Consider the following 12,205-nt stretch of genomic DNA (forward strand, 5'->3'; position numbering starts at 1 on the left):
AGGGGAGATATTACGATTGGGGCTATGAGCGCACCGATTATTGCCCCGTCTATTCTCTCTGCCGATTTCGCCCGCCTGGACCGTGAGATTGCGGCGATTTCTCATGCCGACCGGATCCATGTCGATGTGATGGACGGGCATTTCGTGCCGAACCTGACTTTCGGCGCGCCGGTGTTGGCGGCCATAGATAAGGTCACCGATGCCCATATGGATGTGCATCTGATGATTGAGGCCCCGGAGAAGTGGGTGGACCAGTACATCGATGCTGGGGCCGACACGGTTATTTTCCATGTTGAGGCCGCTGAGGATTCGGTGCAGTTGGCCCGGCATATTCGCTCCCGTGGGGTCAACGCCGCGTTTTCGCTGCGCCCTGGTACGCCGTTGGAGCCGTGGTTGTCGGTGCTCGACGAGTTCGACCAGGTGTTGGTGATGAGCGTCGAGCCTGGTTTCGGTGGCCAGTCGTTCATGCCGGATCAGTTGGATAAGGTGCGCACCCTGCGCCAGGAGATTGACCAGCGGGGCCTGGCGACTTTGATCGAGATCGATGGTGGCATTAATGCCACAACGATTGCGCAGGCCGCTGCTGCTGGGTGCGATTGTTTCGTCGCCGGTTCTGCCGTTTACGGCGCTGAGGTGCCTAATGACGCCATTGATGAGCTTCGTCGCGTCGCTGTTGAGAACGGCTAGCCCATGCCGGTTTTCCCTGAGCTGCTGAGCGACGGCCCGGTTTCTGATACCTCGGCGATGCGGTTGGCGATTGCGGCCGCCCAGCGGGTACGCGGCACTACTCGCCCCAACCCGGCGGTGGGGTGTGTGTTGCTCGATGGTGCCGGTGTGCCCATCGCTGTTGCAGGTACTGACCCGGCCGGGGGACTACATGCCGAGGCGCAGGCGGTGCGGGCTGCTGGTGGGCGTGCCGACGGTGGTACTGCCGTGGTCACCTTAGAGCCGTGTAATCATCAGGGGCGTACTCCGCCGTGTACGGGTGCGTTGTTGTCCTCTGGGGTTCGTCGGGTGGTCTACGCGCTGGCGGACCCGAATCCGCTTGCCGCTGGTGGTGCCGACGAGCTGCGCCAGCACGGCATTGCGGTCACCGGCGGGGTGTTGGCCGATATCGTTGCCGATGAGGTTCTGCGCGCCTGGTTGCATACCAACCGCACTGGTCGGCCGCATATCACGTTGAAGACGGCGACCACGATTGATGGGTTGGCTGCTGCTACCGACGGCACTTCGCAGTGGATTACGGGGCAGGCGGCCCGGGATCATGTGCACGTGGATCGTGCGCGTCGGGATGCCATTGTGGTGGGCACGGGCACTGTGCTGGCGGATAATCCGAGGTTGACTGCCCGGGATCGCGGGGGTGTTGCTGTGCCGCATCAGCCGGCGCGGATTGTGGTGGGCCGATCTGAGGTGGCCACGGATGCGCTTATTCGCGGCGGCGCCGATGAGGATTTCCGGGTTGTCGGCGCTGGTGGGATGTGCCAGTTGTTTACCCGGGATATCGGCGAGGTCGTCGGCAAGCTCGGCGAGTTGGGGTTTGTTGATGTGTTGGTAGAAGGCGGGCCACGCCTGGCTGGTGCGTTTGTTGCCGCTGGTTGTGTGGATGCGATTGAGGCCTATATCGCCCCGGCGGTATTGGGTGCGGGCTCGGCGGCGGTGCAGGTTGGTGCGCAGACCACTATTGGGGATCTGCGTCGGTTCCGGACAACCTCTGTGACGCAATTGGGCAATGATGTGCTGTTGCGGGCGGTGCGCCACGCCGCGTCGTGAGGGTGTGGTTGGGCCGTTGGCCCGCTGTGTCCACCCGGCGGCTAGTCTGGTCTAGGTGTTCACCGGAATAATCGAGGAAACAGGCCGTATCACTGAGGTGCTTGACCAGGGCGATGCTATTCGGCTCACGGTCGGGTGCAGCGTGGTTGTCTCCGATGCCCGCGACGGCGATTCAATAGCGGTCAATGGTGTGTGCCTGACTGTGGCGGATCGCACCGCTTCCGGCTTCACCGCCGATGTGATGCGTGAGACGCTGAACCGCTCCAGTTTGGGCTCATTGCAGGCGGGTAGCCGGGTGAATCTGGAACGCGCAATGGCTGTTGGGGGCCGTTTTGGTGGCCATATTGTGCAGGGCCATGTCGACGGCACCGGGGAGGTGCTCAGCCGCAACCCCGGGAAGCATTGGGAAGTGGTGCGCATCTCCTTGCCTGCTGAGCTTGCTCGGTATGTGGTGGAGAAGGGTTCGATCACTGTCGACGGCACATCGCTGACGGTATCGGCCAAGGGGGATGGCTGGTTCGAGGTCAGTCTTATTCCGACAACGCTGGAGGAAACCACCTTGGGTGAGGCGGGCGTGGGAACAACGGTCAACCTTGAGGTTGATGTGTTGGCGAAGTACGTCGAACAAATGCTTGAGCGTTAGGCTGGAGTGGTGATGCATTTCGACACCGTGGATCGGGCGATTGCCGATATCGCTAACGGGCGGGCTGTTGTCGTTGTTGATGACGAGGACCGCGAGAACGAGGGCGATATTATTTTCGCCGCTGAGAAGGCCACCCCAGAGTTGCTGGCGTTCATGGTGCGCTATTCGTCGGGTTATGTGTGCGCCTCACTGACCAGCCAGGACTGTGATCGGCTGGGTTTACCGCCGATGGTGGCGCATAACGAGGACGTGCGCGGTACGGCCTATACGGTCACCGTCGACGCCAATACGGGCTCTACCGGCATTTCTGCGGCTGACCGGGCCCGCACTATTCGGCTGCTTGCCGACGCGTCGAGCTCCAGCGCAGATTTCACCCGCCCTGGCCATGTGGTGCCGCTGCGCGCCCGAGATGGTGGGGTGCTTGCTCGTGCCGGCCATACCGAGGCTGCGGTGGATCTGGCTCGCCTGGCGGGGCTGCGCCCGGCTGGTGTGTTGTGTGAGGTTGTTTCCGAACAGGACCCGACGGGGATGGCGCGCGCCCCGGAGCTGCGCGAGTTCTGTGATCGCCACGATCTGGCGCTGATTTCTATTGAGCAGCTCATTGACCACCGGCGCCATAATGAGACGTTGGTGGAGAAGGTCGTTGAGACCCATATGCCCACCGAGCACGGGGTGTTTCGGGCGCATGGCTACCGCAGTCTTGTTGATGGGGTGGAGCATGTGGCCCTGGTGGTGGGGGACCCGTCCAGCAATGACGGTGCCGATGTGCTGGTGCGAGTGCATTCGGAGTGTTTGACCGGCGATGTTTTCGGCTCGCGGCGTTGCGACTGCGGCCAGCAGCTCAATGCGTCATTAGCGGTTGTGCAGGAAGCCGGCCGGGGTGTGGTGCTGTATATGCGTGGCCATGAGGGCCGCGGTATTGGCCTGTTACACAAGCTGAGGGCGTATCAGCTGCAGGATGAGGGCGCGGACACGGTCGACGCGAATCTTGCGCTGGGACTGCCCAGTGATGCCCGCGAGTACGGCACCGGGGCGCAGATTCTGCGGGATCTTGGGGTGCGGTCGATGGCGTTGCTGACGAATAACCCCACCAAGCGTTCCGGCCTGGGCGGCTATGGGCTCACTATTGCCCGCCGGGTCCCGGTTCCGGTGGAGGTCAATGAGGATAATGTGCGTTATCTGCTGACTAAGCAGCAGCGTATGGGCCATGAGCTGCCCTGGTTGGATGACTATGTGAAGCAGCACAGCGTTGCTGAGGAGGAGGGCCGATGAGCGGTGCCGGATTGCCCACTATTGACCTGCCCGACGGTTCGGGTCTGACCATTGGCGTGGTGACCTCGCATTGGAATGAGGAGATCACTGGCCAGCTGCAGCAGCAGGCTGTTCGTGCCGCCGAGGAGGCTGGGGCCACGGTGCGTTCCCATGTCGTTGTCGGTGCCCTGGAGATCCCTGTGGTGGCCCAGGCGTTGGCGCGTACCTGCGATGCGGTGGTGGCGTTGGGGTGCGTGGTGCGTGGTGGTACTCCGCATTTTGATTATGTGTGCGATTCGGTGACTGAAGGGTTGACCCGCATTGCGCTTGATACCGGCACTCCGGTAGGCAATGGGGTGTTGACCTGTGACACTCAGCAACAGGCCGTCGACCGGGCAGGTTTTGCCGATTCGGCGGAGAATAAGGGCCGTGAGGCCATGGTGGCGGCGCTACATACCGCCCATATTCTGCGGGAAGTGGAGGGAACCCGATGAGCGAACCACATGCGGGTAGCGATATCGATACTCCTGCGATCCGGTCTGCCCTCGATGGCGACTGGGAGCTTGTGGTCACCTCGAAGACAATGAACCGGTGGGCCTGGGGTGCCGCAGCGGCCATCATGGTGCTGCATATCTTCATGGGCGTGGTGGTCAATATTGGTGATACCGGCGTGGTGCTCACCCCAGTTGATCTCACTGCCTTCCCGCTGGTGGGTTTGGTTTTTGCCGGTGCGGCATTGATGCTCAAGCGCGCTCGGGTGCGGGTGAACTCCCGCGGCGTGGAGGTGCGCAACTACCTATCTGGGCATTTCTATGTCTGGGACGATATTTATGGGCTGAGCTTCCCGAAGACCGCCCGGTGGGCTCGTCTGGAGCTGCCCGATTTCGAGTTTGTGCCCATGTGGGCCATTCAGGCTGGTGACGGTGAGGCCGCTGTGCAAGCAGTGCACCGGTTCCGCGAACTTGAAGACCGTTATATGCCGGAGGATTAACTCCTATGGCGGACCCCGCCGAATACCGGCCTGCCCCTGGCACGATCCCTACCGAGCCGGGGGTCTACACATTTCGGGACGCCGCCGACCGCGTTATTTACGTCGGTAAGGCGAAAAATCTGCGTGCCCGGCTGTCCAATTACTTCCAGGACATCACGCAGCTGCACCCGCGCACCCGGCAGATGGTGCAGTCCGCGGCCCAGGTGAAGTGGACGGTGGTGCACACTGAGGTTGAGGCGCTCCAGTTGGAGTACACCTGGATTAAGCGTTTCAACCCGCGGTTCAATGTGATGTACCGCGACGATAAGTCGTACCCCATGTTGGCAGTCAGCGTGCAGGAGTTATACCCGCGACTGTTTGTCTACCGCGGCCCGCGGCGGAAGGGCGTGCGCTATTTCGGCCCGTATTCGCAGGCCTGGGCGGTGCGCGAAACCCTTGATTTGTTGACTCGGGTTTTCCCCGCCCGCACCTGCTCGAAGGGTGTGTTTAACCGGCAGCGGCAGCTCGACCGGCCGTGCCTATTGGGCTATATCGATAAATGCGCCGCGCCGTGCGTCGGCAAGGTCAGCGCTGAGCAGCATCGGGAGATTGTCGACGGCTTTATGTCTTTTATGTCGGGCAATACCCGCAGTGTGGTCCGTCAGCTTGAGGCAGATATGGCAAGCGCGGCTGAGGAGCTCGATTTTGAGCGTGCCGCCCGGCTGCGTGATGACCTTGCTGCGGTGCGTTCGGTGATGGAGAAGCAGTCGGTGGTGCTTGGCGACGCGACCGACGCCGATTTCATCGCTTTTGCCACTGATGAGCTGGAGGCCGCGGTACAGATTTTCCATGTCCGTAAAGGCCGCATTCACGGCCAGCGTGGTTGGACAGTGGAGAAAACTGGCGATACTGAGTCCGGCCCGATCCCGGAAGGCGCCCCGGACCCGGCGTTGCCGCAGCTTATCGCCGAGTTCATGGTGCAGTTCTACGGTGATGCCATGGATCATGCCCGGGTGGATGGGGCCGAAGATACTGATGGCACGACGGCGGTGCCGCGCGAGATTCTGGTTCAGGCCGATCCAGCCGAGCGCGACAATATTGTGGATTATCTGCAGAATCTGCGGGGCGCGAATGTTGATCTGCGGGTGCCGCAGCGCGGCGATAAGCGGGAACTGATGGACACGGTGGCGCGGAACGCCGCCGAGGCGTTGACGCAGCACAAACTCAAACGCACCGGGGATCTCACGGCCCGCTCGCAGGCTTTGGAGGAAATTAAGGATGCGCTTTTCCTCCCGGAGGCGCCGCTGCGTATTGAGTGCACCGATATTTCGCATATCCAGGGCACCGATGTGGTGGCTTCTTTGGTGGTGTTTGAGGACGGTTTGCCGAAGAAGGCTGATTACCGCCGGTACCGGATTAAGGAAGCCGCCGGCGGTGGGCATTCCGACGATGTGGCCTCTATTGCTGAGGTGGTGCGCCGGCGGTTTAAACGTCATGTGGAGGACAAGTTGGCGATGCCCGCCACCGATGACGGCACGGTTTTCGCTGAGGAGGTCGACGCGCAGGAGGAGACCACCGGGGTTCATAAATTCGCGTACCCGCCGAACTTATTCATTGTCGATGGTGGTGCCCCGCAGGTCGCGGCTGCTCAGGCGGTGCTCGATGAGCTGGGTGTGACTGATGTGGCGCTGGTGGGGTTGGCGAAGCGTTTAGAGGAAGTGTGGGTGCCGGGGGACCCGGAGCCGGTGATTTTGCCGCGTAATTCGGAGGCAATGTTTTTGCTGCAGCGCCTGCGCGATGAGGCGCATCGTTTCGCTATTACCTATCACCGTCAGCAGCGTTCGAAGCGGATGCGGGCTTCGGTACTTGATGGGGTGCCTGGTTTAGGGCCGAAGCGGCGTACCGAATTGGTGAAGCATTTCGGTTCGGTGGCGAAGCTGAAGCAGGCTGATGTGGAGCAGATTCAGCAGGCCCCGGGTATCGGCCCAGCCCTGGCTGAGGCGGTTTTTACCGCATTGCATTCGGATACCAGCACAATTTAGCTACGAACAGTAGTCTTGAACCATGAGCGAGCAGCCGAATCCCGGGACGCGCCCCGACACCTCTCTGGTCCTCATTACTGGTATGTCCGGCTCCGGCCGTAATACGGCTGCCTCAGTCTTAGAGGAGATGGGCTGGTACGTCGCAGATAACCTGCCCCCGGAGCTCATTGTGCGCATGGTGGAGTTGTCCTTCGAGGGCGATTCCCCTGTGGAGCGGCTCGCTATTGTCACCGATGTGCGCTCCCGCCAGTTCGCGGGCTCATTGGGCGATGTGCTGGACCGGTTGCGTGCTGCTGGTCGCAGTCCGCTGGTGCTGTATTTGGATGCCGAGGATGATGTGCTCATCGCCCGGTACGACCAGGTGCGCCGGCGCCACCCCCTGCAGGGCAGTGAGACCTTGTCTTTCGGTATTGCCCGGGAACGCGAGATGCTGTCCTCGATTCGGCAGTCCTCCGATGTGGTTATTGATACCTCCAGCATGAGTATTCATGATTTGCGCCGGGAGTTAGAGCGCCAGTTCGCTAACCCGGCCTCGCGTACTCAGCGGGTCACGGTGCAGTCCTTTGGGTTTAAGCACGGCGCGCCGCGCGATGCTGACTTATTGGTGGATGTGCGCTTTTTGCCGAATCCGTATTGGATTCCGGATCTGCGCCCGCATCGCGGTACCGACGCTCCGGTGGCCGATTATGTGCTGGCCCAGCCGGATGCGGAGCGGTTTTTAGATCTGATGCAGCAAATGATTGAGGTGGCGCTGCCTGGCTATAACCGGGAGGGGAAGAGCTTCATGACGGTGGCGATTGGTTGTACCGGTGGCCACCACCGGTCTGTGGCGATGACTGAGGCTTTGGTGTCTCGGCTCCAAGAAATGCAGGGCGTGGAAGTCGCCGCCGTGCACCGCGATATCGATCGTCCTTAGGAGCAGCTCGTCATGACCTCACTTACTTGCCTCGGCGGGGGACACGGGCTCTACGCCACGCTCTCGGCGGCGCGCACGATCACTGATGACATCACCGCCATTGTCACCGTCGCTGATGATGGTGGCTCCTCAGGCCGTATCCGCCGGGAATTGGGCCAGATCCCGCCTGGTGACTTGCGCATGGCTTTGGCCGCTTTATCGAATACTGATGAGCACGGCCAGCTGTGGGCCGATACTTTGCAGCATCGTTTCGGCGGCACCGGTGCGCTGGCCGGCCATGCCGTCGGCAACCTGCTCATTGCCGGGCTGGTGTCTATTTTGGGCAGCGAGATTGCCGCCCTTGATGAGCTGGGCCGCATTCTGGATATTCGGGGCCGGGTGGTTCCGATGAGCCCGGTGCCGTTGGATATTGAGGCCGAAGTGGTCGGCCTGGAAGATGATGCCCGGGTGGTGAGTACGGTGCGCGGCCAGGTTGCGGTGGCGACCACTCCTGGCCAGGTGCGTCGTATTCGGCTTATTCCCGCTAATCCGCCGGCTAGCGAAGAAGCTATCGAGGCGATTCACAGTGCCGATATGGTGACTCTTGGCCCGGGGTCCTGGTTTACCTCGGTGTTGCCGCACCTGACGGTGCCGGATTTGGTGGAGGCACTGCGGACCACGAAGGCGCACCGTGTGGTGGTGCTGAATTTGGTGTCTGAGCCGGGGGAGACCGCTGGTTTTTCCACTGAGCGGCATATTCACATGATTCAGCAACACGCTCCAGGGCTGACTGTTGACCAGATTCTGGTTGATGAGGCGACGGTGCCGAGTAGCCGGGAGCGCAGTCACTTACAGCGCGCGGCGGCCTTATTGGACGCTGAGGTGGTCTTTGCCGATGTCCGCGAACTTGATGAGTTCGGCCGGGTGACTGGGCGGCATGATTGCGCGAAGCTGGGTACTGCCCTGGCTGAGCAGCTGCGGTAGCGGCCGCGGGCACTGTGGGGCAGGTGGGTAGTGCCCGCCGGGTAGAATCGCGATGTGCATTCTGGTCACCGCAGTGGCCGGTACAGCGTTGTCCACAACGATCTGGAGGCTTCCATGGCGCTAACGGCCGAGGTGAAAGACGAGCTCGCCCGTGTAGAGGTGGCCCAAGAAAGCGCGCAGCGCGCTGAAGTGAGTTCCCTGCTGCGCTTCGCGGGTGCTTTGCACCTGGTCAGTGGCCGGATTGTGGTGGAGGCTGAGGTCGGCGCGGGGGCGGTGGCACGTCGCCTGCACCGCATGATCCAGGAACTATTCAATGTGGCCCCGGAACTTATTGTGCTGCAGCCGGGCGGTATTAGGCGCACCACCCGCTATGTGGTGCGGGTGGTCGACGGCGGCGATGAGCTGGCCCGCCGCACTGGTCTGGTGGACCGTTCAGGCCGTCCGGTGCGGGGTTTACCGCCGCATATTATTCGCGGCGAGATTGTCGATGCCGAAGCCGCCTGGCGGGGTGCTTTCCTGGCGCATGGTTCACTTACTGAGCCGGGGCGTTCATCGTCACTGGAGGTCACCTGCCCGTGCCCGGAGGCGGCGTTGGCGTTGGTGGGCTGTGCCCGACGGCTTGGTTTGACCGCGAAGAGCCGGGAGACCAAGACGGGGGACCGGGTGGTGATCCGGGACGCGGAATCCATTGGTGCCTTGTTGACCCGGATGGGGGCGCAGAAGACGCGCCTGCAGTGGGAGGAGCACCGGATGCGTCGGGAGGTTCGCAATACCGCGAACCGGTTGGCGAATTTCGATGATGCGAATATGCGGCGCAGTGCCGACGCTGCCGCCCGCGCTGCGGCCCGGGTGGAGCGGGCCCTGGAGATCCTGGGTGATGATGTGCCCGAGCACCTGGTGACTGCCGGGCGGCTGCGGGTGGAACACACCCAGGCGTCGCTGGAGGAGCTGGGCCAGTTGGCCACCCCGCCGATGACCAAAGACGCGGTGGCGGGCCGTATTCGGCGGCTGTTGTCGATGGCGGATCGGCGGGCTGCTGAGCTTGGGGTGGCCAACACTCATGCCGCGGTGGATGGCAACTCTGGCAGTTAGTGGGCAAGTTCACCCGCTGGTGGCTAATTCGTCTGCGGACGCCGGTGCTCAGCGGCTGCAGCGCCCCTTAAATGTCGGTAGGATCTATAGGTGAGCCAGCCCCCGGAATCATCCGGGTGGCGGCATCCGAGAAAGCGACTCTTTAAGGAGCACATCGTGACGGTTCGTGTAGGTATCAACGGCTTCGGCCGAATTGGCCGCAACTTCTTCCGCGCTGTTATGGAATCCGGCGCAGACATTGACATCGTGGCGGTCAACGACCTCACCGATAACAAGACCCTGGCCCACCTGCTCAAGTACGACTCCCTGTTGGGCCGTATTGGTCAGGACGTCACCTTCGATGATGAGTCCATCACCGTCGGCGATAAGCGCATTGTCGTCTGGGCCGAGCGCGACCCGAAGAACCTGCCCTGGAGCGACGTCGACGTCGACATTGTTGTCGAGTCCACCGGCTTCTTCACGGATGCCAACGCCGCTAAGGCCCACATTGACGGTGGCGCCAAGAAGGTCATCATCTCCGCCCCGGCGAAGAATGAGGACGCCACTTTCGTCGTCGGTGTCAACCACACCGACTACGACCCGGAGAAGCACAACATCATCTCCAACGCGTCCTGCACCACCAACTGCCTCGCCCCGATGGCCAAGGTCCTCGACGAGGAGTTCGGCATCGAGCGTGGTCTGATGACCACCATCCACGCCTACACCGGCGACCAGCGTCTGCACGACGCCCCGCATAAGGACCTGCGCCGCGCCCGCGCCGCAGCCCTGAATATCGTGCCGACCTCCACCGGTGCCGCCAAGGCTGTGGCCCTGGTGCTCCCGCAGCTCAAGGGTGTTCTCGACGGCTACGCTCTGCGTGTGCCGGTGCCCACCGGCTCGGTTACCGACCTGACCTTCACCGCCAAGAAGGAGGTCTCCGTCGAGGCCGTTAACGCCGCCATCAAGAAGGCCGCCGAGGGCGACCTGAAGGGTGTCCTGGCCTACAGCGAGGACCCGCTGGTGTCCACCGATATCGTTACCGACCCGCACTCCTCGATCTTCGACTCCGGCCTGACCAAGGTCATCGGCGATCAGGTCAAGGTTGTGTCCTGGTACGACAACGAGTGGGGCTACTCCAACCGCCTCGTGGACCTCACCACCTACGTCGGCGAGCGTCTCTAATAACCCCGCGATGCTCAGCACCGGCTAGGTAGGTCGTTGCTAGCACTACGCCCCGGGCCGGGGTGCGCCTCGGCGCGCACCCCGGCCCGACCCATATCTACACAACACCCGCAGCAAAGGAATCTTCATGACCGTGCACACTCTGGATAACCTCATCGACGAAGGCGTCGACGGCCGCTACGTCCTGGTCCGTTCTGACCTCAACGTCCCGCTCAAGGACGGCGCTATTACCGACTTCGGCCGCGTGGATGCCTCCGTGCCGACGCTGAAGAAGCTTTCCGAGGCAGGTGCGAAGGTTGTGGTCACCGCCCACCTGGGCCGGCCGAAGGGTGAGGTTAAGCCCGAACTGTCGCTCGCACCTGTGGCCGAGGCCCTCTCCGAGCGCCTCGACCGCTACGTCGCCGTTGCCGCCGATGTCTCCGGTGAGGACGCCCATGAGCGCGCCAATGGCCTCACCGAAGGCGATGTGCTGCTCGTGGAGAACGTGCGCTTCGACCCCCGGGAGACCTCCAAAGACGAAGCCGAGCGCGAGGCTTTCGCCGCCGAGTTGGCCGCCCTGGTGCCCGAAGGTGCCTTCGTCTCTGATGGTTTCGGTGTGGTCCACCGCGCCCAGGCATCTGTCTACGACGTCGCCAAGAAGCTGCCGGCCTACGCCGGTGGCCTGGTCCAGTCCGAGCTTGAGGTGTTGCGCACCGTGGCTAAGGAACCCAAGCAGCCCTACGCGGTGGTCCTGGGTGGCTCCAAGGTCTCCGACAAGCTCGGTGTGATTGAGGCCCTGGCCCCGAAGGTGGACAACCTCATCATCGGCGGCGGCATGTGCTTCACCTTCCTCAAGGCCAAGGGCTATGAGGTCGGCGATTCGCTGCTGCAGGATGAGATGATCGACACCTGTAAGGACCTGCTGGAGCGCTACGGCGAAAAGATCGTGCTGCCTTCTGACGTTGTTGTTGCTGATAAGTTCGCCGCCGACGCCGACCACAAGATCGTTGCCGTCGACGCCATCGACAATGGCTGGATGGGCCTGGATATCGGCACCGAGTCCGCCAAGGCCTTCGGCACCAAGCTGGCTGAGGCGAAGACGGTGTTCTGGAACGGCCCGATGGGTGTGTTCGAGATGGACAACTTCGCCAACGGCACCCGCCACGTCGCCCAGGCCATTATCGACTCCACCAAGGACGGCTGCTTCTCCGTCGTCGGTGGCGGCGACTCCGCTGCTGCGGTGCGCGCCCTGGGCCTCGACGAGGACGGGTTTAGCCATATCTCCACCGGTGGCGGCGCTTCCCTGGAGTTCCTTGAGGGCAAGGACCTGCCGGGCGTGGAAGTCCTCGACCGCTAGTTCACTCACAACGGGGTCAGGTATCTGATCCCAGGTGTCGCGGGCCGGCCGTACGATAGCA

Annotated in this window: 12 protein-coding genes; all 12 read left to right on the top strand. The window is 62.4% G+C overall.

Annotated elements, in window-relative coordinates; genetic code table 11:
• Positions 1–24 precede the first annotated feature (24 nt).
• The 12 genes from rpe (at position 25) to pgk (ending at position 12,144) form a co-directional block, all read left to right on the top strand.
• Positions 25–687, top strand: coding sequence for a ribulose-phosphate 3-epimerase (gene rpe / locus KRX51_RS05630; RefSeq protein ID WP_218362013.1), 663 nt, complete (start codon positions 25–27; stop codon positions 685–687).
• 3 nt (positions 688–690) lie between these two features.
• Entirely contained in the window at positions 691–1,770 is a 1,080-nt protein-coding gene (ribD, locus tag KRX51_RS05635) for a bifunctional diaminohydroxyphosphoribosylaminopyrimidine deaminase/5-amino-6-(5-phosphoribosylamino)uracil reductase RibD (RefSeq protein WP_218362014.1), read from the top strand.
• A gap of 55 nt (positions 1,771–1,825) precedes the next feature.
• A complete protein-coding gene (locus KRX51_RS05640; RefSeq protein WP_218362015.1) occupies positions 1,826–2,413 on the top strand; it encodes a riboflavin synthase in 588 nt (195 codons plus the stop codon).
• Positions 2,414–2,425: 12 nt separating this feature from the next.
• Positions 2,426–3,685, top strand: a complete 1,260-nt coding sequence (locus tag KRX51_RS05645) for a bifunctional 3,4-dihydroxy-2-butanone-4-phosphate synthase/GTP cyclohydrolase II (protein WP_218362017.1) — start codon at positions 2,426–2,428, stop codon at positions 3,683–3,685.
• A complete protein-coding gene (ribH, locus tag KRX51_RS05650; RefSeq protein WP_218362018.1) occupies positions 3,682–4,158 on the top strand; it encodes a 6,7-dimethyl-8-ribityllumazine synthase in 477 nt (158 codons plus the stop codon). The genes KRX51_RS05645 and ribH overlap by 4 nt, the downstream gene beginning before the upstream one ends.
• Positions 4,155–4,655 carry a PH domain-containing protein gene (locus tag KRX51_RS05655; protein ID WP_218362020.1) on the top strand — a complete coding sequence of 167 codons (501 nt, stop codon included), beginning with the start codon at positions 4,155–4,157 and terminating at the stop codon, positions 4,653–4,655. Before ribH ends, KRX51_RS05655 begins: the two co-directional genes overlap by 4 nt.
• Before the next feature lie 5 nt (positions 4,656–4,660).
• On the top strand, positions 4,661–6,676 hold the full coding sequence (uvrC, locus tag KRX51_RS05660; protein WP_218362022.1) for an excinuclease ABC subunit UvrC: 2,016 nt from the start codon (positions 4,661–4,663) through the stop codon (positions 6,674–6,676).
• A 22-nt stretch (positions 6,677–6,698) separates the two neighbouring features.
• Positions 6,699–7,592 carry an RNase adapter RapZ gene (gene rapZ / locus KRX51_RS05665; RefSeq protein ID WP_218362024.1) on the top strand — a complete coding sequence of 298 codons (894 nt, stop codon included), beginning with the start codon at positions 6,699–6,701 and terminating at the stop codon, positions 7,590–7,592.
• A gap of 12 nt (positions 7,593–7,604) precedes the next feature.
• On the top strand, positions 7,605–8,555 hold the full coding sequence (yvcK, locus tag KRX51_RS05670) for a uridine diphosphate-N-acetylglucosamine-binding protein YvcK (RefSeq protein WP_218362025.1): 951 nt from the start codon (positions 7,605–7,607) through the stop codon (positions 8,553–8,555).
• A gap of 114 nt (positions 8,556–8,669) precedes the next feature.
• Positions 8,670–9,647, top strand: a complete 978-nt coding sequence (gene whiA / locus KRX51_RS05675) for a DNA-binding protein WhiA (RefSeq protein WP_218362295.1) — start codon at positions 8,670–8,672, stop codon at positions 9,645–9,647.
• A gap of 156 nt (positions 9,648–9,803) precedes the next feature.
• Positions 9,804–10,808: a type I glyceraldehyde-3-phosphate dehydrogenase gene (gene gap, locus KRX51_RS05680; RefSeq protein ID WP_218362027.1), complete on the top strand. Its 1,005-nt coding sequence runs from the start codon at positions 9,804–9,806 to the stop codon at positions 10,806–10,808.
• A 127-nt stretch (positions 10,809–10,935) separates the two neighbouring features.
• Positions 10,936–12,144, top strand: a complete 1,209-nt coding sequence (pgk, locus tag KRX51_RS05685) for a phosphoglycerate kinase (RefSeq protein WP_218362028.1) — start codon at positions 10,936–10,938, stop codon at positions 12,142–12,144.
• Positions 12,145–12,205: the final 61 nt, after the last annotated feature.

Source organism: Corynebacterium sp. TAE3-ERU12 (genome assembly GCF_019209905.1).
Taxonomy (GTDB): Bacteria; Actinomycetota; Actinomycetes; order Mycobacteriales; family Mycobacteriaceae; genus Corynebacterium.

Bases quoted from the DNA above. Each gene is read 5' to 3' on its own strand.
- yvcK (WP_218362025.1), top strand. From the start codon at position 7,605: ATGACCTCACTTACTTGCCTCGGCGGGGGACACGGGCTCTACGCCACG.
- pgk (WP_218362028.1), top strand. From the start codon at position 10,936: ATGACCGTGCACACTCTGGATAACCTCATCGACGAAGGCGTCGACGGC.
- rapZ (WP_218362024.1), top strand. From the start codon at position 6,699: ATGAGCGAGCAGCCGAATCCCGGGACGCGCCCCGACACCTCTCTGGTC.
- ribD (WP_218362014.1), top strand. From the start codon at position 691: ATGCCGGTTTTCCCTGAGCTGCTGAGCGACGGCCCGGTTTCTGATACC.
- ribH (WP_218362018.1), top strand. From the start codon at position 3,682: ATGAGCGGTGCCGGATTGCCCACTATTGACCTGCCCGACGGTTCGGGT.
- KRX51_RS05655 (WP_218362020.1), top strand. From the start codon at position 4,155: ATGAGCGAACCACATGCGGGTAGCGATATCGATACTCCTGCGATCCGG.
- KRX51_RS05645 (WP_218362017.1), top strand. From the start codon at position 2,426: ATGCATTTCGACACCGTGGATCGGGCGATTGCCGATATCGCTAACGGG.
- rpe (WP_218362013.1), top strand. From the start codon at position 25: ATGAGCGCACCGATTATTGCCCCGTCTATTCTCTCTGCCGATTTCGCC.
- whiA (WP_218362295.1), top strand. From the start codon at position 8,670: ATGGCGCTAACGGCCGAGGTGAAAGACGAGCTCGCCCGTGTAGAGGTG.
- uvrC (WP_218362022.1), top strand. From the start codon at position 4,661: ATGGCGGACCCCGCCGAATACCGGCCTGCCCCTGGCACGATCCCTACC.